The 21,817-nt window shown below is 53.1% G+C and carries 20 protein-coding genes and 1 pseudogene; all 21 read left to right on the top strand.

The window, feature by feature from the left end:
• Nucleotides 1–56 precede the first annotated feature (56 nt).
• Nucleotides 57–341: a type-F conjugative transfer system pilin chaperone TraQ gene (traQ, locus tag ACJHXA_RS20090; protein WP_000624110.1), complete on the top strand. Its 285-nt coding sequence runs from the start codon at nucleotides 57–59 to the stop codon at nucleotides 339–341.
• Complete coding sequence (trbB, locus tag ACJHXA_RS20085) at nucleotides 328–873, top strand: type-F conjugative transfer system pilin assembly thiol-disulfide isomerase TrbB (protein WP_000052618.1); 546 nt, start codon at nucleotides 328–330, stop codon at nucleotides 871–873. Before traQ ends, trbB begins: the two co-directional genes overlap by 14 nt.
• Nucleotides 803–1,165 carry a P-type conjugative transfer protein TrbJ gene (gene trbJ, locus ACJHXA_RS20080; RefSeq protein WP_001443292.1) on the top strand — a complete coding sequence of 121 codons (363 nt, stop codon included), beginning with the start codon at nucleotides 803–805 and terminating at the stop codon, nucleotides 1,163–1,165. Before trbB ends, trbJ begins: the two co-directional genes overlap by 71 nt.
• Complete coding sequence (traH, locus tag ACJHXA_RS20075; protein ID WP_001137358.1) at nucleotides 1,165–2,538, top strand: conjugal transfer pilus assembly protein TraH; 1,374 nt, start codon at nucleotides 1,165–1,167, stop codon at nucleotides 2,536–2,538. The genes trbJ and traH overlap by 1 nt, the downstream gene beginning before the upstream one ends.
• Nucleotides 2,535–5,357, top strand: coding sequence for a conjugal transfer mating-pair stabilization protein TraG (traG, locus tag ACJHXA_RS20070; protein ID WP_001007026.1), 2,823 nt, complete (start codon nucleotides 2,535–2,537; stop codon nucleotides 5,355–5,357). The genes traH and traG overlap by 4 nt, the downstream gene beginning before the upstream one ends.
• A gap of 14 nt (nucleotides 5,358–5,371) precedes the next feature.
• The gene (locus ACJHXA_RS20065) at nucleotides 5,372–5,875 is read left to right on the top strand and encodes a hypothetical protein (RefSeq protein ID WP_000605510.1); all 504 of its coding nucleotides are present in this window, start codon (nucleotides 5,372–5,374) and stop codon (nucleotides 5,873–5,875) included.
• Between the two features lie 31 nt (nucleotides 5,876–5,906).
• Nucleotides 5,907–6,638 (top strand): conjugal transfer complement resistance protein TraT, encoded by a 732-nt coding sequence (traT, locus tag ACJHXA_RS20060; protein WP_000850422.1) that lies wholly within the window; start codon nucleotides 5,907–5,909, stop codon nucleotides 6,636–6,638.
• A 252-nt stretch (nucleotides 6,639–6,890) separates the two neighbouring features.
• A complete protein-coding gene (gene traD, locus ACJHXA_RS20055) occupies nucleotides 6,891–9,134 on the top strand; it encodes a type IV conjugative transfer system coupling protein TraD (protein ID WP_104211547.1) in 2,244 nt (747 codons plus the stop codon).
• Nucleotides 9,134–14,404, top strand: a complete 5,271-nt coding sequence (gene traI, locus ACJHXA_RS20050; RefSeq protein WP_072769080.1) for a conjugative transfer relaxase/helicase TraI — start codon at nucleotides 9,134–9,136, stop codon at nucleotides 14,402–14,404. The genes traD and traI overlap by 1 nt, the downstream gene beginning before the upstream one ends.
• Before the next feature lie 19 nt (nucleotides 14,405–14,423).
• Nucleotides 14,424–15,170 (top strand): conjugal transfer pilus acetylase TraX, encoded by a 747-nt coding sequence (gene traX / locus ACJHXA_RS20045; RefSeq protein WP_000205777.1) that lies wholly within the window; start codon nucleotides 14,424–14,426, stop codon nucleotides 15,168–15,170.
• 54 nt (nucleotides 15,171–15,224) lie between these two features.
• On the top strand, nucleotides 15,225–15,785 hold the full coding sequence (locus ACJHXA_RS20040; protein ID WP_000139359.1) for a fertility inhibition protein FinO: 561 nt from the start codon (nucleotides 15,225–15,227) through the stop codon (nucleotides 15,783–15,785).
• Nucleotides 15,786–15,922: 137 nt separating this feature from the next.
• The gene (locus ACJHXA_RS20035) at nucleotides 15,923–16,135 is read left to right on the top strand and encodes a hypothetical protein (RefSeq protein ID WP_012311405.1); all 213 of its coding nucleotides are present in this window, start codon (nucleotides 15,923–15,925) and stop codon (nucleotides 16,133–16,135) included.
• 242 nt (nucleotides 16,136–16,377) lie between these two features.
• A complete protein-coding gene (locus ACJHXA_RS20030) occupies nucleotides 16,378–16,839 on the top strand; it encodes a thermonuclease family protein (protein WP_001233871.1) in 462 nt (153 codons plus the stop codon).
• 45 nt (nucleotides 16,840–16,884) lie between these two features.
• A complete protein-coding gene (gene hha, locus ACJHXA_RS20025; RefSeq protein ID WP_001333231.1) occupies nucleotides 16,885–17,094 on the top strand; it encodes a hemolysin expression modulator Hha in 210 nt (69 codons plus the stop codon).
• 37 nt (nucleotides 17,095–17,131) lie between these two features.
• Nucleotides 17,132–17,705: pseudogene (locus ACJHXA_RS20020) on the top strand (DUF2726 domain-containing protein).
• Nucleotides 17,706–17,943: 238 nt separating this feature from the next.
• The gene (locus tag ACJHXA_RS20015; RefSeq protein WP_000083818.1) at nucleotides 17,944–18,204 is read left to right on the top strand and encodes a replication regulatory protein RepA; all 261 of its coding nucleotides are present in this window, start codon (nucleotides 17,944–17,946) and stop codon (nucleotides 18,202–18,204) included.
• A gap of 225 nt (nucleotides 18,205–18,429) precedes the next feature.
• Entirely contained in the window at nucleotides 18,430–18,504 is a 75-nt protein-coding gene (gene tap / locus ACJHXA_RS20010; protein ID WP_001365705.1) for a RepA leader peptide Tap, read from the top strand.
• Nucleotides 18,497–19,354 (top strand): incFII family plasmid replication initiator RepA, encoded by an 858-nt coding sequence (gene repA, locus ACJHXA_RS20005; RefSeq protein WP_000130940.1) that lies wholly within the window; start codon nucleotides 18,497–18,499, stop codon nucleotides 19,352–19,354. The genes tap and repA overlap by 8 nt, the downstream gene beginning before the upstream one ends.
• Before the next feature lie 939 nt (nucleotides 19,355–20,293).
• Nucleotides 20,294–20,947: a CPBP family intramembrane glutamic endopeptidase gene (locus tag ACJHXA_RS20000; protein ID WP_000616807.1), complete on the top strand. Its 654-nt coding sequence runs from the start codon at nucleotides 20,294–20,296 to the stop codon at nucleotides 20,945–20,947.
• A 92-nt stretch (nucleotides 20,948–21,039) separates the two neighbouring features.
• Complete coding sequence (gene pemI, locus ACJHXA_RS19995; protein WP_000557619.1) at nucleotides 21,040–21,297, top strand: type II toxin-antitoxin system antitoxin PemI; 258 nt, start codon at nucleotides 21,040–21,042, stop codon at nucleotides 21,295–21,297.
• A 1-nt stretch (nucleotide 21,298) separates the two neighbouring features.
• Nucleotides 21,299–21,631 (top strand): type II toxin-antitoxin system toxin endoribonuclease PemK-mt, encoded by a 333-nt coding sequence (pemK-mt, locus tag ACJHXA_RS19990; RefSeq protein WP_000439434.1) that lies wholly within the window; start codon nucleotides 21,299–21,301, stop codon nucleotides 21,629–21,631.
• Nucleotides 21,632–21,817: the final 186 nt, after the last annotated feature.

Raw genomic sequence — 21,817 nt, 5'->3', positions numbered from 1 at the left:
AAACGCGAATATTACAGACATAAATACTCTCATGTAAATAATAACCGGAGTTTAACATGATAAGTAAACGCAGATTCTCTTTACCCCGGCTTGATATTACGGGAATGTGGGTATTTTCCCTGGGTGTCTGGTTTCATATCGTCGCCCGTCTTGTTTACAGCAAACCCTGGATGGCTTTTTTTCTGGCGGAGTTGATTGCGGCCATCCTTGTTCTGTTCGGCGCATACCAGGTGCTGGATGCATGGATTGCCCGTGTCAGCCGGGAAGAGCGTGAGGCACTGGAAGCCAGGCAACAGGCCATGATGGAAGGGCAGCAGGAGGGCAGACATGTCTCTCATTAAATCACTGTTGTTCACCCTGTTGCTGGCAGCCGCTGCCGTGCAGGCCTCCACCCGGGATGAAATTGAACGACTCTGGAATCCGCAGGGCATGGCCGCGCAGCCTGCACAACCGGCAGCAGGCACGTCAGCCAGGACAGAAAAGCCAGCCCCCCGCTGGTTCCGCCTCAGCAACGGCAGGCAGGTTAACCTGGCCGACTGGAAGGTGGTGCTGTTTATGCAGGGGCATTGCCCTTACTGTCACCAGTTTGACCCGGTACTGAAACAGCTGGCACAGCAGTACGGCTTTTCCGTTTTTCCCTACACCCTGGATGGTCAGGGGGATACCGCCTTTCCGGAGGCATTGCCGGTGCCACCGGACGTGATGCAGACCTTCTTCCCTAATATCCCGGTGGCCACACCGACCACCTTCCTGGTCAACGTCAACACGCTTGAGGCATTACCGCTTTTACAGGGGGCAACGGATGCTGCCGGTTTTATGGCGCGGATGGATACCGTTCTGCAGATGTACGGAGGGAAAAAAGGTGCGAAATAAGCAGGTGGTGTTACTCATTGCCGGAATATCCGGCATCGCGACGGGAATAATCGTCAGCCTGAATATCCCCTTTATCCATCAGGGGCTTTTTTATCCCGCCAGCCCTGTAGAAATTGTCGTTTCGCTGTGCCTTACCTTTTCTGTTTCTGTTGTGTTTTTTGTGGGGGCAATTGTGGGATGGATTTCGGTGTCTGAAATATATTACAGCCGCAGGACTGGACGGAAATATCGGGATATTCCTGCTGAAATGTCGTATGCGCCGGGAGAACAAATTAAGGGAGGGCAAGAATGATGCCACGCATTAAACCTCTTCTGGTTCTTTGTGCTGCTTTACTGACGGTCACACCCGCAGCGTCAGCGGATGTGAACAGCGACATGAATCAGTTCTTTAACAAGCTGGGCTTCGCCTCCAATACCACACAGCCGGGCGTCTGGCAGGGGCAGGCCGCCGGTTATGCTTACGGTGGCTCCCTGTATGCCCGTACTCAGGTCAAAAATGTTCAGCTGATTTCCATGACGCTGCCGGATATCAATGCCGGATGTGGCGGCATCGACGCCTACCTCGGCTCGTTCAGTTTTATTAATGGCGAGCAGCTGCAGCGTTTTGTTAAGCAGATTATGAGCAATGCTGCCGGTTACTTTTTTGACCTTGCCCTGCAGACAACGGTGCCGGAAATCAAAACCGCAAAAGACTTCCTGCAGAAAATGGCAAGCGACATTAACAGTATGAACCTCAGTTCCTGCCAGGCGGCACAGGGGATTATCGGCGGGCTTTTCCCCCGGACGCAGGTGTCCCAGCAGAAAGTCTGTCAGGACATTGCCGGTGAGAGCAATATTTTTGCTGACTGGGCGGCTTCCCGGCAGGGATGTACCGTTGGCGGGAAATCTGACAGTGTCAGGGATAAAGCCAGCGACAAGGATAAGGAGCGGGTGACCAAAAACATCAACATCATGTGGAATGCGCTTTCCAAAAACAGAATGTTTGACGGCAACAAAGAGCTGAAAGAGTTTGTGATGACGCTGACCGGCTCACTGGTGTTTGGTCCTAACGGCGAAATCACACCCTTGTCAGCCAGAACCACTGACCGCTCAATTATCCGGGCCATGATGGAAGGCGGCACAGCAAAAATTTATCACTGCAACGATTCTGATAAATGCCTGAAAGTGGTGGCAGACACACCGGTGACCATCAGCCGGGATAATGCACTGAAGTCTCAGATTACTAAACTTCTGGCCAGCATTCAGAACAAGGCTGTCAGTGACACGCCTCTGGATGACAAGGAAAAAGGCTTTATTTCCAGTACCACCATCCCCGTCTTCAAATACCTGGTTGACCCGCAGATGCTCGGTGTTTCCAACAGTATGATTTACCAGCTGACGGACTATATCGGTTACGACATCCTGCTGCAGTACATTCAGGAGCTGATACAGCAGGCCAGGGCGATGGTGGCCACGGGAAATTATGACGAAGCAGTTATCGAACATATTAACGACAACATGAATGATGCCACCCGGCAGATTGCGGCGTTTCAGTCGCAGGTGCAGGTACAGCAGGATGCGCTGCTGGTTGTCGATCGTCAGATGAGCTACATGCGTCAGCAGCTTTCCGCCCGCATGCTCAGTCGTTACCAGAACAACTATCACTTCGGAGGGAGCACGCTGTGAATGAAGTTTATGTGATTGCCGGTGGTGAGTGGTTGCGGAATAACCTGAACGCCATTGCCGCCTTTATGGGAACCAGGACGTGGGATTCCATTGAAAAAATTGCGCTCACATTGTCTGTTCTCGCGGTGGCCGTGATGTGGGTACAGCGGCACAACGTGATGGATTTGCTGGGCTGGGTGGCCGTGTTTGTGCTTATCAGCCTGTTGGTTAATGTCCGCACATCGGTGCAGATTATTGATAACAGTGACCTGGTCAAAGTTCACCGGGTGGATAATGTACCGGTCGGACTGGCGATGCCACTTTCACTGACGACCCGTATCGGGCATGCAATGGTGGCCAGTTACGAGATGATCTTCACGCAACCGGACAGTGTCACCTACAGCAAAACGGGGATGCTGTTTGGCGCAGAACTGGTATCAAAAAGCACCGACTTTTTGTCCCGCAATCCGGAAATCGCCAATCTTTTCCAGGATTATGTGCAGAACTGCGTGATGGGGGATATTTACCTGAACCACAAATACACGCTGGAGGAGCTGATGGCCTCCGCTGATCCCTACACGCTGATTTTTTCCCGCCCCAGTCCGCTACGGGGCGTTTATGACAGCAATAATAATTTCGTGACCTGTAAGGACGCGTCGGTTTCGCTGAAAGACAAGCTGAATCTGGATACACAGAGTGGCGGAAAAACCTGGCATTATTATGCCCAGCAGCTATTTGGTGGACGCCCTGATCCGAACCTGTTGTTCAGTACGCTGATTGGCGACAGTTACAGTTACTTCTATGGCTCAAGTAAATCAGCCAGCCAGATCATCCGCCAGAATGTCACCATCAATGCGCTGAAGGAGGGGATCACCAGTTATGCCGCGCGTAATGGTGATTCAGCCAGCCTGGTGAATCTGGCCACCACGTCATCGATGGAGAAGCAACGTCTGGCACATGTCTCCATCGGTCATGTGGCGATGCGGACACTGCCCATGACGCAGACCATCCTGACGGGGATCGCCATCGGTATTTTCCCGCTTCTGGTACTGGCGGCTGTCTTCAACAAACTGACGCTGTCCGTCCTGAAAGGCTATGTGTTTGCCCTGATGTGGTTGCAGTCATGGCCAATGTTGTACGCCATTCTGAACAGCGCCATGACATTTTATGCGAAGCAGAATGGTGCACCGGTGGTGCTCTCGGAAATTTCACAGATACAGCTGAAATACTCCGATCTGGCTTCCACTGCCGGGTATCTTTCCATGATGATCCCGCCATTATCCTGGATGATGGTCAGGGGACTCGGGGCCGGATTTTCCAGTGTGTACAGCCATTTCGCTTCCTCTGCTATCAGCCCGACTGCCAGTGCGGCAGGTAGTGTGGTTGACGGTAATTACTCCTACGGCAACATGCAGACGGAAAACGTGAACGGATTCAGCTGGAGCACCAACAGCACCACGTCGTTTGGTCAGATGATGTACCAGACCGGCAGTGGCGCAACCGCCACACAGACCCGTGACGGTAATATGGTGATGGATGCGAGCGGGGCGATGTCCCGTTTACCGGTCGGTATCAATGCAACGCGTCAGATTGCGGCGGCACAACAGGAAATGGCCCGGGAGGCGTCGAACAGAGCAGAAAGCGCCCTGCATGGGTTCAGCAGCAGTATTGCCAGTGCCTGGAACTCGCTCAGTCAGTTTGGTTCTAACCGGGGGAGCAGTGATTCTGTCACCGGTGGTGCTGACAGCACGATGAGCGCACAGGACTCCATGATGGCCAGCCGTATGCGCAGCGCAGTGGAAAGCTATGCGAAGGCGCATAATATCAGTAATGAGCAGGCGACAAGAGAACTGGCATCAAGAAGTACGAGAGGTTCTGCGGGGATGTATGGCGATGCTCATGCTGAATGGGGGGTTAAACCTAAAATTCTTGGTGTTGGTGGTGGCGTAGGTGTTAGAGGTGGTGGTCGGGCAAGTATTGACTGGAGTGATGAGGATGCGCATCAGGCCAGCAGTGGTTCACGGGCCAGCCATGATGCTCGCCATGATATCGATGCCAGGGCTACACAAGACTTTAAAGAGGCCAGCGATTACTTTACCAGTCGCAAGGTCAGTGAATCCGGCAGCCATACGGACAATAATGCCGATTCCCGTGTGGACCAGCTGTCTGCAGCCCTGAACTCAGCAAAACAGAGTTACGACCAGTACACGACGAATATGACCCGCAGCCATGAATATGCTGAAATGGCATCCCGTACTGAAAGCATGAGTGGGCAGATGAGTGAAGACCTGTCGCAACAGTTTGCACAGTATGTGATGAAACACGCGCCGCAGGATGCCGAAGCTATTCTGACAAACACCAGTTCCCCGGAGATTGCAGAACGCCGTCGGGCTATGGCGTGGTCTTTTGTTCAGGAACAGGTGCAGCCTGGTGTTGATAATGCCTGGCGTGAATCCCGTGGGGACATCGGTAAAGGAATGGAGAGCGTACCTTCGGGGGGGGGCAGCCAGGATATTATTGCTGATCATCAGGGGCATCAGGCCATTATTGAGCAAAGAACGCAGGACAGTAATATCCGTAATGATGTAAAACATCAGGTTGATAATATGGTCACAGAATACCGAGGCAATATCGGAGATACTCAGAGCAGCATACGTGGCGAAGAAAATATTGTAGGAAGACAGTATTCTGAACTACAAAATCACCATAAAACAGAGGCATTATCTCAGAATAATAAATATAATGAAGAAAAATCGGGTCAGGAAAGAATGCCCGGGGCTGACAGTCCACAGGAACTGATGAAAAGAGCAAAGGAGTATCAGGATAAGCACAAGCAATAATATTGTATGGGGAGATGATAATGAAAAATTTAGCTCATATTGCTCTGGTGACGGTGATACAGTTCATTGCCTGTTATCTGGCTGATTGGGGAAGTGCCGAAACAGTTTTTATCCTGTGCTTTATTGTACTATGGCAGGGATTGTTTATATGGTTATTTTCTCAAATACGAAAAAAACGGCATGTGTCGGATGAGTTTAAATTCAGTAAAGGCGTTTGGTATATACTGATGCCAGTATCTTCCTTACTCTCTCCGTTATTAAGCCTGATGGTTTTTATCATTGGTACACTATACGAATTAAGGCGAATTAGTGGTTGTGTAAGTGTAAGAGAATGGATGCAATCTCAGGTAAATGAACAAACTAATGAAGATTTGCATCTGGATTTTGATGATGTGAATTTTGATTATGTGGATTTTTATCGTACTAATCCGGCAACAGGATTAGCTATGCATGGAGGATTTGATTCAGCAGGAAATACTTTTGGGACTTGTTGGCAGGACTATGATGACAGGCGATAAGAAAACTGTGGTTTGTAATAAAGGTAATTTGATGAAAACAAAAAAATTGATGATGGTTGCACTGGTCAGTTCCACTCTGGCCCTTTCAGGGTGTGGTGCGATGAGCACAGCAATCAAGAAGCGTAACCTTGAGGTGAAGACTCAGATGAGTGAGACCATCTGGCTTGAACCCGCCAGCGAACGCACGGTATTTCTGCAGATCAAAAACACGTCTGATAAAGACATGAGTGGGCTGCAGGGCAAAATTGCTGATGCTGTGAAAGCAAAAGGATATCAGGTGGTGACTTCTCCGGATAAAGCCTACTACTGGATTCAGGCGAATGTGCTGAAGGCCGATAAGATGGATCTGCGGGAGTCTCAGGGATGGCTGAACCGTGGTTATGAAGGCGCAGCAGTTGGTGCAGCGTTAGGTGCCGGTATCACCGGATATAATTCCAATTCTGCCGGTGCCACACTCGGTGTGGGCCTTGCTGCCGGTCTGGTGGGTATGGCTGCAGATGCGATGGTGGAAGATGTGAACTATACCATGATCACGGATGTGCAGATTGCAGAGCGTACTAAGGCAACGGTGACAACGGATAATGTTGCCGCCCTGCGTCAGGGCACATCAGGTGCGAAAATTCAGACCAGTACTGAAACAGGTAACCAGCATAAATACCAGACCCGTGTGGTCTCAAATGCGAACAAGGTTAACCTGAAATTTGAAGAGGCGAAGCCTGTTCTCGAAGACCAGCTGGCCAAATCAATCGCAAATATTCTCTGATTATCTTCCGGAGGCTGGTCTGACCGGCCTCCTGACTGACGCCTCGCTTTGCTCGTTGTCCAACCCCGGAAAGAAATAAAATAAATTTTATTTCTCCCCGGCGTTTCCGAAATAAATATGAAAACACTGAGCGGTTGTGCAAATTCTTTGTGCGACCGTGAAGTGTTGCCGGCGAAGCCGGAATTTAACGGTTATTAATCTTTTCATCATTAATAATCAGTCCGACTGACTTTCTTTCTTCGGAATATCATCATGAGTTTTAACGCAAAGGATATGACCCAGGGCGGTCAGATTGCGTCCATGCGTATCCGCATGTTCAGCCAGATCGCCAATATCATGCTTTACTGCCTGTTTATTTTTTTCTGGATACTCGTTGGTCTGGTTTTATGGGTAAAAATAAGCTGGCAGACGTTTGTGAACGGCTGTATTTACTGGTGGTGTACCACGCTGGAAGGCATGCGGGATTTAATCAAGTCCCAGCCGGTATATGAGATCCAGTATTACGGCAAAACCTTCCGGATGAACGCTGCTCAGGTACTGCATGATAAATATATGATCTGGTGCGGAGAGCAGCTATGGTCCGCATTCGTTCTGGCCACAGTTGTGGCACTGGTTATTTGCCTGATCACCTTCTTTGTTGTCTCCTGGATTCTGGGGCGTCAGGGTAAACAACAGAGCGAAAATGAAGTCACAGGTGGTCGTCAGCTGACAGACAATCCGAAAGACGTTGCCCGGATGCTGAAAAAAGACGGCAAGGATTCCGATATCCGGATTGGCGACCTGCCGATTATCCGGGATTCTGAAATCCAGAACTTCTGTCTGCACGGCACGGTCGGGGCCGGTAAGTCGGAAGTTATCCGTCGTCTGGCCAACTACGCCCGTAAGCGTGGAGATATGGTGGTGATTTATGACCGTTCAGGGGAATTTGTTAAAAGTTACTATGATCCCTCCATCGATAAAATCCTGAATCCGCTGGATGCCCGCTGTGCCGCCTGGGATTTATGGAAGGAGTGTCTGACACAGCCGGATTTTGATAATACGGCAAATACCCTGATCCCGATGGGCACAAAAGAGGACCCGTTCTGGCAGGGTTCAGGACGTACCATTTTTGCGGAAGCGGCGTACCTGATGCGTAATGACCCCAACCGCAGCTACAGCAAACTGGTGGACACTCTGCTTTCCATCAAAATCGAAAAACTGCGTACCTTCCTGCGTAATTCACCGGCGGCCAACCTGGTGGAAGAGAAAATCGAGAAAACGGCGATTTCCATCCGTGCTGTGCTGACCAACTACGTGAAAGCCATCCGTTACCTGCAGGGGATTGAGCATAACGGTGAGCCCTTCACCATCCGTGACTGGATGCGTGGTGTCCGGGAAGATCAGAAAAACGGCTGGCTGTTTATCTCATCGAACGCCGACACCCATGCCTCCCTGAAGCCTGTGATCTCCATGTGGCTGTCCATTGCCATTCGTGGTCTGCTGGCAATGGGAGAAAACCGTAACCGTCGTGTGTGGTTTTTCTGTGACGAGTTACCCACGTTACACAAACTGCCTGACCTGGTGGAGATCCTGCCGGAAGCCCGTAAGTTCGGTGGCTGTTATGTGTTTGGTATCCAGTCCTATGCCCAGCTGGAAGATATCTACGGTGAGAAAGCGGCTGCCACGCTGTTTGACGTCATGAACACCCGTGCCTTTTTCCGTTCTCCCAGCCATAAGATTGCAGAGTTCGCTGCAGGTGAGATTGGTGAGAAAGAGCACCTGAAAGCCAGCGAGCAGTATTCCTACGGTGCTGATCCGGTACGTGACGGGGTATCGACCGGTAAGGATATGGAGCGCCAGACGCTGGTCAGTTATTCCGACATTCAGTCTCTGCCGGATCTGACCTGTTATGTCACCCTGCCCGGACCGTATCCGGCAGTAAAACTCTCTCTGAAATATCAGACACGACCGAAGGTCGCTCCGGAGTTTATTCCGCGTGACATCAACCCGGAAATGGAGAACCGCCTGAGTGCCGTACTTGCCGCAAGGGAAGCAGAAGGTCGTCAGATGGCCAGCCTCTTCGAACCGGATGTCCCGGAGGTTGTTTCCGGAGAAGACGTGACTCAGGCTGAACAGCCGCAACAGCCGCAACAGCCGCAACAGCCGCAACAGCCGCAACAGCCGCAACAGCCGCAACAGCCGCAACAGCCGCAACAGCCGCAACAGCCGCAACAGCCGGTGTCTCCTGCCATCAACGATAAGAAGTCAGATTCAGGTGTGAATGTTCCGGCAGGGGGGATCGAGCAGGAGCTGAAAATGAAACCGGAAGAAGAGATGGAACAGCAACTGCCACCCGGGATCAGTGAATCCGGTGAAGTGGTGGATATGGCCGCTTATGAGGCATGGCAACAGGAAAATCATCCGGACACCCAGCAGCAGATGCAGCGTCGTGAAGAGGTGAACATTAATGTGCACCGGGAGCGCGGGGAGGATGTTGAGCCGGGAGATGATTTCTGATGATGAGTATCGCGCAGGTCAGATCGGCCGGAAGTGCCGGTAACTATTATACCGACAAGGATAATTACTATGTACTGGGCAGCATGGGAGAACGCTGGGCCGGCAGGGGGGCTGAACAGCTGGGACTGCAGGGCAGTGTCGATAAGGATGTTTTTACCCGTCTTCTGGAGGGAAGGCTGCCGGACGGAGCGGATCTAAGCCGCATGCAGGATGGCAGTAATAAGCATCGTCCCGGCTACGACCTGACCTTCTCCGCCCCCAAAAGTGTCTCCATGATGGCCATGTTAGGTGGCGATAAGCGCCTGATTGATGCACATAACCAGGCCGTGGACTTTGCTGTTCGTCAGGTGGAGGCGCTGGCCTCCACACGGGTGATGACGGACGGACAGTCAGAAACGGTACTGACCGGTAATCTGGTGATGGCACTGTTTAACCACGACACCAGTCGCGATCAGGAACCACAGTTACACACGCATGCGGTGGTAGCTAATGTCACGCAGCATAACGGTGAGTGGAAGACACTGAGCAGTGACAAAGTGGGGAAAACGGGGTTCATTGAGAATGTGTACGCTAATCAGATTGCCTTTGGCAGGCTCTACCGGGAAAAACTGAAAGAGCAGGTTGAGGCGCTGGGCTATGAAACGGAAGTGGTGGGTAAGCACGGTATGTGGGAAATGCCGGGCGTACCGGTGGAGGCCTTTTCCGGACGCTCACAGACTATCCGGGAGGCCGTCGGGGAGGACGCCTCGCTGAAATCCCGGGATGTGGCGGCGCTGGATACGCGTAAATCCAAACAGCACGTCGATCCTGAAATCAAAATGACCGAGTGGATGCAGACGCTGAAGGAAACCGGGTTCGATATCCGGGCGTATCGTGACGCAGCGGAACAACGGGCATATACCCGCACGCAGACACCCGGACCAGCTTCACAGGACGGGCCGGATGTGCAGCAGGCGGTGACACAGGCGATTGCCGGATTAAGTGAACGCAAAGTGCAGTTTACGTACACGGACGTGCTGGCCAGGACGGTCGGCATACTGCCGCCGGAAGCCGGTGTGATTGAGCGGGCGCGCGCCGGTATCGATGAGGCCATCAGTCGTGAGCAGCTTATCCCCCTCGACCGTGAGAAGGGGCTGTTCACATCAGGAATTCATGTGCTCGATGAGCTGTCCGTCCGGGCACTCAGTCGTGACATCATGAAACAGAACCGGGTGACCGTACATCCGGAGAAAAGTGTCCCCCGGACGGCTGGTTACAGCGATGCGGTCAGTGTTCTGGCACAGGACCGTCCGTCGCTGGCCATTGTGTCCGGGCAGGGCGGTGCAGCCGGGCAGCGTGAGCGGGTGGCTGAACTGGTCATGATGGCCCGGGAGCAGGGGCGGGAGGTGCAGATTATCGCTGCTGACCGTCGCTCGCAGATGAACCTGAAGCAGGATGAACGGCTGTCCGGTGAGCTGATAACCGGACGTCGTCAGTTGCTGGAAGGCATGGCCTTCACGCCGGGCAGTACTGTTATCGTTGACCAGGGCGAAAAACTCTCCCTGAAAGAGACGTTAACCCTGCTGGACGGTGCCGCACGTCATAACGTACAGGTCCTGATAACCGACAGCGGGCAGCGAACCGGTACAGGCAGTGCGCTGATGGCCATGAAGGATGCCGGGGTGAACACATATCGCTGGCAGGGGGGAGAACAGCGACCGGCCACCATCATCAGTGAACCGGACCGTAATGTCCGCTATGCCCGGCTGGCAGGAGATTTTGCGGCCAGCGTGAAAGCCGGAGAAGAGAGCGTGGCACAGGTCAGCGGGGTACGGGAACAGGCCATACTGACACAGGCCATTCGCAGTGAGCTGAAAACACAGGGCGTGCTCGGACATCAGGAGGTGACCATGACGGCACTGTCACCGGTCTGGCTGGACAGCCGGAGCCGTTATCTGCGGGATATGTACCGCCCGGGAATGGTGATGGAGCAGTGGAACCCGGAGACACGCAGTCATGACCGCTATGTGATAGACCGGGTGACGGCGCAGAGTCACAGCCTGACCCTGCGGGATGCGCAGGGTGAAACGCAGGTGGTGCGTATTTCTTCTCTGGACAGCAGCTGGTCGCTGTTCCGGCCGGAAAAAATGCCGGTGGCAGACGGCGAGCGTCTGAGGGTGACAGGGAAAATTCCCGGACTCCGCGTCTCCGGCGGTGACCGCCTGCAGGTGGCATCCGTCAGTGAAGATGCGATGACGGTTGTTGTGCCGGGGCGGGCTGAACCGGCCTCCCTGCCTGTGGCTGATTCACCGTTCACGGCACTGAAGCTGGAGAACGGCTGGGTGGAAACGCCCGGGCATTCCGTCAGCGACAGTGCGAAGGTTTTTGCCGCCGTCACACAGATGGCAATGGACAACGCCACCCTGAACGGTCTGGCCCGCAGCGGTCGTGATGTCCGGCTGTATTCCTCACTGGATGAAACCCGTACTGCGGAAAAACTTGCCCGCCATCCCTCCTTTACGGTGGTTTCTGAGCAGATAAAGGCGCATGCCGGTGAGACATCGCTGGAAACCTCTATCAGTCTGCAGAAAGCCGGGCTGCACACGCCGGCACAGCAGGCCATTCATCTGGCCCTTCCTGTGCTGGAAAGTAAAAAACTGGCCTTCAGCATGGTGGACCTGCTGACAGAGGCAAAGTCGTTTGCTGCAGAAGGAACCGGTTTTACTGAACTGGGAGGGGAAATCAATGCGCAGATAAAACGGGGTGATTTACTGTATGTGGATGTGGCAAAAGGCTATGGCACAGGCCTGCTGGTTTCCCGTGCGTCGTATGAGGCAGAAAAGAGCATTCTTCGCCATATTCTCGAAGGTAAGGAGGCGGTCACGCCGCTGATGGAGAGAGTACCTGGCGAACTCATGGAGAAACTGACATCAGGACAGCGTGCCGCCACCCGCATGATACTGGAAACGCCCGACCGTTTTACGGTGGTGCAGGGCTATGCCGGCGTGGGTAAGACCACACAGTTCCGGGCGGTGATGTCAGCCGTGAACATGCTGCCGGAGAGTATGCGTCCCCGTGTCGTGGGGCTGGGGCCCACGCACCGTGCGGTCGGGGAGATGCGCAGCGCCGGCGTGGATGCACAGACACTGGCGTCCTTTCTGCATGACACGCAGCTGCAGCAGCGCAGCGGAGAAACGCCGGATTTCAGCAACACGCTGTTCCTGCTCGATGAGAGCTCAATGGTGGGCAATACCGACATGGCACGGGCATACGCCCTGATTGCGGCCGGTGGCGGTCGTGCTGTGGCCAGCGGTGACACGGACCAGCTGCAGGCCATCGCGCCCGGTCAGCCTTTCCGTCTCCAGCAGACGCGCAGTGCTGCCGATGTGGCCATCATGAAGGAGATTGTGCGTCAGACGCCGGAACTGCGGGAGGCGGTATACAACCTGATTAACCGGGATGTGGAAAGGGCACTGTCCGGGCTTGAGCGTGTGAAACCGTCTCAGGTGCCACGTCTGGAGGGCGCATGGGCACCGGAGCACTCCGTGATGGAGTTCAGTCACAGCCAGGAAGCGAAACTGGCAGAAGCGCAGCAGAAGGCGATGCTGAAAGGCGAGGCTTTCCCGGATGTCCCCATGACACTGTATGAAGCCATTGTCCGCGACTATACCGGCAGAACACCGGAAGCACGGGAGCAGACGCTGATTGTCACGCACCTGAATGAGGACCGGCGCGTACTGAACAGCATGATTCATGATGCACGGGAAAAGGCCGGTGAGCTGGGGAAAGAGCAGGTCATGGTGCCTGTCCTGAACACTGCGAATATACGCGACGGGGAGCTGCGTCGTCTCTCCACCTGGGAGACTCATCGGGACGCACTTGTCCTGGTGGATAATGTGTATCACCGGATTGCCGGTATCAGTAAGGATGACGGGCTGATAACCCTGGAGGATGCGGAAGGTAACACGCGGCTGATTTCGCCCCGGGAGGCGGTGGCTGAAGGCGTCACACTGTACACCCCGGACACCATCCGGGTGGGAACCGGTGACCGGATGCGCTTCACGAAGAGTGACCGGGAGCGCGGTTATGTGGCCAACAGCGTCTGGACGGTGACAGCGGTTTCTGGTGACAGTGTCACACTTTCTGACGGTCAGCAGACCCGGGTGATTCGCCCCGGTCAGGAGCGGGCAGAGCAACATATTGACCTGGCCTATGCCATCACCGCCCACGGTGCGCAGGGGGCAAGTGAAACCTTTGCCATTGCGCTTGAAGGCACGGAAGGTAACCGGAAACAGATGGCCGGCTTTGAGTCAGCCTACGTGGCCCTGTCGCGTATGAAGCAGCATGTGCAGGTGTACACCGATAACCGTCAGGGCTGGACGGATGCCATTAACAATGCCGTACAGAAAGGAACGGCCCACGATGTATTTGAGCCGAAACCGGACCGGGAGGTCATGAATGCAGAGCGGCTGTTCAGTACGGCGCGGGAACTGCGGGACGTGGCGGCAGGGCGTGCTGTTCTCCGTCAGGCGGGGCTGGCCGGGGGAGACAGTCCTGCACGGTTTATTGCTCCGGGACGTAAATATCCGCAGCCGTATGTGGCACTGCCGGCGTTTGACCGTAACGGCAAGTCCGCCGGTATCTGGCTGAACCCACTGACCACGGATGACGGAAACGGGCTGCGGGGATTCAGTGGTGAAGGCCGTGTGAAAGGCAGCGGGGATGCACAGTTTGTGGCCCTGCAGGGCAGCCGTAACGGAGAAAGCCTGCTGGCTGATAATATGCAGGAGGGTGTCCGGATTGCCCGTGATAATCCTGACAGTGGTGTGGTGGTAAGAATCGCCGGTGAAGGCCGTCCGTGGAATCCCGGTGCCATAACCGGTGGCCGCGTGTGGGGGGATATCCCGGACAACAGCGTCCAGCCGGGAGCCGGAAATGGCGAACCGGTCACGGCAGAGGTGCTGGCACAGCGGCAGGCTGAAGAGGCCATCCGCCGTGAAACGGAACGCCGTGCAGATGAAATTGTCCGTAAAATGGCAGAGAACAAACCTGACCTGCCGGATGGCAAAACAGAGCAGGCTGTCAGGGAGATTGCCGGGCAGGAGCGTGACCGGGCTGCCATAACTGAACGGGAAGCCGCGCTGCCGGAGAGTGTGCTGCGTGAATCACAACGGGAGCGGGAAGCGGTCCGGGAGGTTGCCCGGGAAAATCTGCTGCAGGAGCGTCTGCAGCAGATGGAGCGGGATATGGTTCGTGACCTGCAGAAAGAGAAAACCCTGGGTGGAGACTGATACAGGAAGACAAACGCTGATGACAACGGATAACACGAACACGACACGTAACGATTCACTGGTTGCCCGGACCGATACCTGGTTGCAGTCGTTGCTGGTCTGGTCACCCGGACAGCGGGATATCATCAAAACGGTGGCACTGGTGCTGATGGTTCTGGACCATGCAAACCGTATTCTGCATCTGGACCAGTCGTGGATGTTTCTGGCCGGGCGCGGGGCCTTTCCGCTGTTTGCCCTGGTGTGGGGGCTGAATCTGTCCCGTCATGCGCATATCCGGCAACTGGCCATTAACCGGCTGTGGGGATGGGCAGTTTTTTCCCAGTTCTGGTATTACTTTGCCGGCTTTCCCTGGTATGAGGGGAATATCCTGTTTGCCTTTGCAGTGGCGGCACAGGTGCTGACATGGTGTGAAACGCGCAGTGGGTGGCGTACTGCAGCGGCCATTCTCATGATGGCACTGTGGGGGCCTTTGTCCGGCACCAGTTACGGCATTGCCGGGCTGCTGATGCTGGCTGTCAGCCACCGGCTGTACCGTGCGGAAGACAGAATGGAACGTCTGGTGCTTGTCGCTTGCCTGCTGGCCGTGATTCCGGCGCTTAACCTTGCCACCAGTGATGCCGCGGCGGTGGCCGGCCTTGTGATGACGGTGCTGACCGTTGGTCTGGTGTCCTGTGCAGGGAAATCATTACCCCGTTTCTGGCCCGGAGATTTTTTCCCGACGTTCTATGCCTGTCATCTGGCTGTGCTGGGCGTTCTGGCGCTGTAACGGGTGTGGTATCTTTGGCCGCAAGAGGATGATTCGTCAGAGGCAGAACACAGCATGACAGAGCAGAAGCGACCGGTACTGACACTGAAGCGGAAAACAGAAGGGGGGACGCCTGTCCGCAGCCGGAAAACCATCATCAATGTCACCACGCCACCAAAATGGAAGGTGAAAAAGCAGAAGCTGGCCGAGAAAGCAGCCCGGGAAGCAGAGCTGGCGGCAAAAAAAGCGCAGGCCAGACAAGCGCTGTCCATTTATCTGAACCTGCCCACGCTGGATGAGGCTGTGAACACCCTGAAGCCCTGGTGGCCGGGATTATTTGACGGTGACACGCCCCGGCTTCTGGCCTGCGGTATCCGGGACGTGTTACTGGAAGACGTGGCGCAGCGGAATATCCCGCTCTCGCATAAAAAACTGCGCCGGGCGCTGAAGGCCATCACCCGTTCAGAAAGCTATCTGTGTGCCATGAAAGCCGGTGCCTGCCGGTATGACACGGAAGGGTATGTAACGGAGCATATTTCTCAGGAAGAGGAAGCGTATGCGGCAGAGCGTCTGGCGAAAATTCGCCGTCAGAACCGGATAAAGGCAGAACTTCAGGCCGTACTTAATGAGAAATAAAAAAAGCCTCCCCGAAGAACTTCAGGAGGCTGAAACAATAAGGCTTAAAAGGAAATAACTTCCATGCCCGAAAGGAAATCGGTCCACTGAATTATTTACCACAATAATACTGACAACTAAAAGGGAGGGGCAGAAAAATGAATGGATTCAGAAACAGTTCACGGAACGGTCAGGTCTGGCGCTGGCAGCGTGCCGGAAGCCGGGCCGTTATTCTGGAGGTCAGTGGACGCTGGATGGAAGCGGCAGAAGCATGGCGACGGGCTGCCGGTGTTGCGCCCCGGACAGACTGGCAGCAGTTTGCCCGAAAAAGGGCTGCACACTGCCACCGGCGCTGCCGGGGAAGGGGGTAACGAAAAAAGCAGCCTTCATTACTCCAGGAGTCAGAAGGCTGAATAATGCATGAGATTTACTTTTTTAATCTCCGGTCGGGCAGTATGACCGGACAGTTCTGAGTAGCACAGAGTTTTTTCCGTATTAAGTCGCGATTTTATATTTTGTGATTAATTTCACAAAATAAGGTTTTATTCAATGTGTGCTGCGATATTCAGGGGGGCTGAAATACAGGTGCCATTTATTTGATATGGAGAATAACATGAGGAAATATATTCCACTGGTATTATTTATCTTTTCATGGCCGGTATTGTCTGCATATATTCATGGACGGGTTGTTCGTGTACTGGACGGTGATACCATCGAGGTAATGGACTCACGGAAGGCGGTGCGGATCAGGCTGGTAAATATTGATGCACCGGAAAAGAAACAGGATTATGGCCGGTGGTCAACAGACATGATGAGATCACTGGTCGCAGGAAAAACGGTTACCGTCACATATTTTCAGCGAGATCGTTATGGTCGTATTCTCGGGCAGGTTTATGCACCAGACGGAATGAATATTAATCAGTTTATGGTTCGGGCCGGGGCTGCCTGGGTATATGAGCAGTACAACACAGATCCCGTGCTGCCTGTCCTTCAGAACGAAGCCAGACAACAAAAACGTGGGCTATGGTCAGATGCTGATCCGGTTCCACCCTGGATATGGAGACACCCTAAATAAAGCGATGGCAATCTTATCATTCATCTGTTCTCAGCGGGAATAAAAATGGCAAAAACAAAACAGGAATGGCTGTATCAGTTACGGCGATGTTCATCAGTCAATACGCTGGAAAAAATTATTCATAAAAACAGAGACAGTTTATCGACCAGTGAACGTGAATCATTTAATTCAGCAGCAGACCACCGGTTAGCAGAATTAATCACCGGAAAGTTATATGACAGGATACCAAAAGAAATATGGAAATATGTAAGGTAATAATTCAGCATAATTAATTACCAGGAGCAGATAAACAATGAAGCTGATTATTTTTATTCTTATTGTTCTGATTATTGCAGCGTTACTTATCCGGATTATCCTCAGAAGTGTAAATCAGCATTCTCCTTTGCTGATGCAATTGCATGCGGCAGGTATACGGACCGGTGATGCAGAGCGAATACTGGCAACGTCAGAAGACGCTTCTGACAGAAAGGGAAGTCAGTTTTATGAAAGGACTGTTCAGAATTGTGGATATGAAACGGTGGTATCTGTGTCCGCAGGTACGGGTCGCGGATATCGTCCAGCTGAACGGGAATATCCGGCCACGATCACGCCAGTGGTGGCAGTTATTCAGGATGGTGTCTCAGTGGCATGTTGATGTGGTTATCGTTGAGCGGCGTTCGTTCAGTATTGTTGCAGCAGTAGAGCTGGATGATGCCAGCCATTTACGACCGGAACGCAGACGCCGGGATATTCTTCTGGAAGAGGTTCTGAGGCAGGCTGGTATTCCGTTGCTCAGAAGCCACGATGCCAGAAAACTGCTGCAGATGACCGGAGAATGGCTGAATACAACAGGGGCTGATCAGCAGTCACCGGAACATCGTAGCTGACGCCTTCGCGTTGCTCAGTTGTCCAACCCCGGAAACGGGAAAAAGCAAGTTTTCCCCGCTCCCGGCGTTTCCATAACTGAAAACCTACTATTTCACAGTTTAAATCACATTAAACGACAGTAATCCCCGTTGATTTGTGCGCCAACACAGATCTTCGTCACAATTCTCAAGTCGCTGATTTCAAAAAACTGTAGTATCCTCTGCGAAACGATCCCTGTTTGAGTATTGAGGAGGCGAGGTGTCGCAGACAGAAAATGCAGTGACTTCCTCATTGAGTCAAAAGCGGTTTGTGCGCAGAGGTAAGCCTATGACTGACTCTGAGAAACAAATGGCCGCTGTTGCAAGAAAACGTCTTACACACAAAGAGATAAAAGTTTTTGTCAAAAATCCTCTGAAAGATCTCATGGTTGAGTACTGCGAGAGAGAGGGGATAACACAGGCTCAGTTCATTGAGAAAATTATCAAAGATGAACTGCAGAGACTGGATATACTAAAGTAAAGACTTTACTTTGTGTCGTAGCATGCTAGATTACTGATCGTTTAAGGAATTTTGTGGCTGGCCACGCCATAAGGTGGCAGGGAACTGGTTCTGATGTGGATTTACAGGAGCCAGAAAAGCAAAAACCCCGATAATCTTCGTCAAGTTTGGCGACTGCGAAGAAGATTACCGGGGCCCACTTAAACCGTATAGCCAACAATTCAGCTATGCGGGGAGTATAGTCATATGCCCGGAAAAGTTCAAGACTTCTTTCTGTGCTCACTCCTTCTGCGCATTGTAAGTGCAGGATGGTGTGACTGATCTTCAACAAACGTATTACCGCCAGGTAAAGAACCCGAATCCGGTGTTCACACCCCGTGAAGGTGCCGGAACGCTGAAGTTCTGCGAAAAACTGATGGAAAAGGCGGTGGGCTTCACCTCCCGTTTTGATTTCGCCATTCATGTGGCACATGCCCGTTCGAAGGGACTGCGTCGGCGCATGCCACCGGTACTGCGTCGCCGGGCCATTGATGCGCTGCTGCAGGGGCTGTGTTTTCACTATGACCCGCTGGCCAACCGCGTCCAGTGCTCCATCACTACGCTGGCCATTGAGTGCGGACTGGCGACGGAGTCTGCTGCCGGAAAACTCTCCATCACCCGGGCCACCCGAGCCCTGACGTTCCTTGCAGAGCTGGGACTGATTACCTACCAGACGGAATATGATCCGCTTATCGGGTGCTACATTCCGACCGATATCACGTTCACACCGGCGCTATTTGCCGCCCTTGATGTGTCTGAGGATGCAGTGGTTGCTGCGCGCCGCAGTCGTGTTGAATGGGAAAACAGACAGCGCAAAAAGCAGGGACTGGATACCCTGGGTATGGATGAACTGATAGCGAAAGCCTGGCGTTTTGTGCGTGAGCGTTTCCGCAGTTACCAGACAGAGCTTAAGTCCCGTGGAATAAAGCGTGCCCGTGCGCGTCGTGATGCGAACAGGGAACGTCAGGATATCGTCACCCTGGTGAAACGGCAGCTGACGCGTGAAATCTCGGAAGGGCGCTTCACTGCCAATCGTGAGGCGGTAAAACGCGAAGTGGAGCGTCGTGTGAAAGAGCGCATGATTCTGTCACGTAACCGTAATTACAGCCGGCTGGCCACAGCTTCCCCCTGAAAGTGACCTCCTCTGAATAATCCGGCCCGCACCGGAGGCATCTGCACGCCTGAAGCCTGTCGGCGAACAAAAAAAACAGCACTGCATACAAAAAACAACCTAATCATCCACCTTCAGGTGCATCCGGTCCCTCCTGTTTTTGATACAAAACACGCCTCACAGACGAGGAATTTTGCTTATCCACATTTAACTGCAAGGGACTTCCCCATAAGGTTACAACCGTTCATGTCATAAAGCGCCATCCGCCAGCCTTACAGGGTGCAATGTATCTTTTAAACACCTGTTTATATCTCCTTTAAACTACTTAACTACATTCATTTAAAAAGAAAACCTATTCACTGCCTGTCCTGTGGACAGACAGATATGCACCTCCCACCGCAAGCGGCGGGCCCCGACCGGAGCCACTTTAGTTACAACACACAAAAACAACCTCCAGAAAAACCCCGGTCCAGCGCAGAACCGAAACCACAAAGCCCCTCCCTCATAACTGAAAAGCGGCCCCGCCCCGGCCCAAAGGGCCGGAACAGAGTCGCTTTTAATTATGAATGTTGTAACTACATCTTCATCGCTGTCAGTCTTCTCGCTGGAAGTTCTCAGTACACGCTCGTAAGCGGCCCTCACGGCCCGCTAACGCGGAGATACGCCCCGACTTCGGGTAAACCCTCGTCGGGACCACTCCGACCGCGCACAGAAGCTCTCTCATGGCTGAAAGCGGGTATGGTCTGGCAGGGCTGGGGATGGGTAAGGTGAAATCTATCAATCAGTACCGGCTTACGCCGGGCTTCGGCGGTTTTACTCCTGTATCATATGAAACAACAGAGTGCCGCCTTCCATGCCGCTGATGCGGCATATCCTGGTAACGATATCTGAATTGTTATACATGTGTATATACGTGGTAATGACAAAAATAGGACAAGTTAAAAATTTACAGGCGATGCAATGATTCAAACACGTAATCAATATCTGCAGTTTATGCTGGTTATGCTGGCTGCATGGGGCATTAGTTGGGGAGCCAGATTTGTCATGGAGCAGGCCGTTCTGCTTTATGGATCAGGAAAAAACTATTTGTTCTTCAGTCATGGTACTGTTCTGATGTACCTGCTGTGTGTTTTCCTGGTATACCGCCGTTGGATAGCTCCGCTACCGGTCGTTGGTCAGCTGCGCAACGTTGGCGTACCGTGGCTGGTCGGTGCGATGGCCGTGGTGTATGTCGGTGTATTTCTGCTCGGTAAGGCGCTGGCTCTGCCTGCTGAGCCATTTATGACGAAACTTTTTGCCGATAAGTCCATACCTGACGTGATCCTGACGTTGCTGACCATCTTTATCCTTGCCCCGTTGAATGAGGAAACGCTGTTCCGGGGGATTATGCTGAACGTCTTCCGTTCACGGTACTGCTGGACGATGTGGCTGGGGGCGCTGATAACGTCGTTGTTGTTCGTCGCCGCGCACAGCCAGTATCAGAACCTGCTGACACTGGCAGAACTGTTCCTGGTGGGGTTGATTACATCAGTGGCCAGGATCAGAAGTGGTGGCCTGCTGCTGCCGGTATTGCTGCATATGGAAGCAACCACGCTGGGTTTACTGTTTGGTTGAAAGTTATATTTTTATTAAACATTGTGCGTTAAAGCCTGGTGTGTTTTTTTAGTGGATGTTATATTTAAATATAACTTTTATGGAGGTGAAGAATGCATACCACCCGACTGAAGAGGGTTGGCGGCTCAGTTATGCTGACCGTCCCACCGGCACTGCTGAATGCGCTGTCTCTGGGCACAGATAATGAAGTTGGCATGGTCATTGATAATGGCCGGCTGATTGTTGAGCCGTACAGACGCCCGCAATATTCACTGGCTGAGCTACTGGCACAGTGTGATCCGAATGCTGAAATATCAGCTGAAGAACGAGAATGGCTGGATGCACCGGCGACTGGTCAGGAGGAAATCTGACATGGAAAGAGGGGAAATCTGGCTTGTCTCGCTTGATCCTACCGCAGGTCATGAGCAGCAGGGAACGCGGCCGGTGCTGATTGTCACACCGGCGGCCTTTAATCGCGTGACCCGCCTGCCTGTTGTTGTGCCCGTAACCAGCGGAGGCAATTTTGCCCGCACTGCCGGCTTTGCGGTGTCGTTGGATGGTGTTGGCATACGTACCACAGGTGTTGTACGTTGCGATCAACCCCGGACAATTGATATGAAAGCACGGGGCGGAAAACGACTCGAACGGGTTCCGGAGACTATCATGAACGAAGTTCTTGGCCGCCTGTCCACTATTCTGACTTGAACATGGGGTTTGAGGGGCAACTGGATGAAAACGTACGATTTAGGGCACTAAAACCGCTGGGCACTGTTGCAAATAGTCGGTGGTGATAAACTTATCATCCCCTTTTGCTGATGGAGCTGCACATGAACCCATTCAAAGGCCGGCATTTTCAGCGTGACATCATTCTGTGGGCCGTACGCTGGTACT

Source organism: Escherichia sp. WS33, assembly GCF_046486385.1.
Classification (GTDB): domain Bacteria; phylum Pseudomonadota; class Gammaproteobacteria; order Enterobacterales; family Enterobacteriaceae; genus ECMA0423.
The sequence above is the reverse complement of the archived record's forward strand: the minus strand, read 5'-3'. Positions and strand labels throughout refer to the sequence as shown.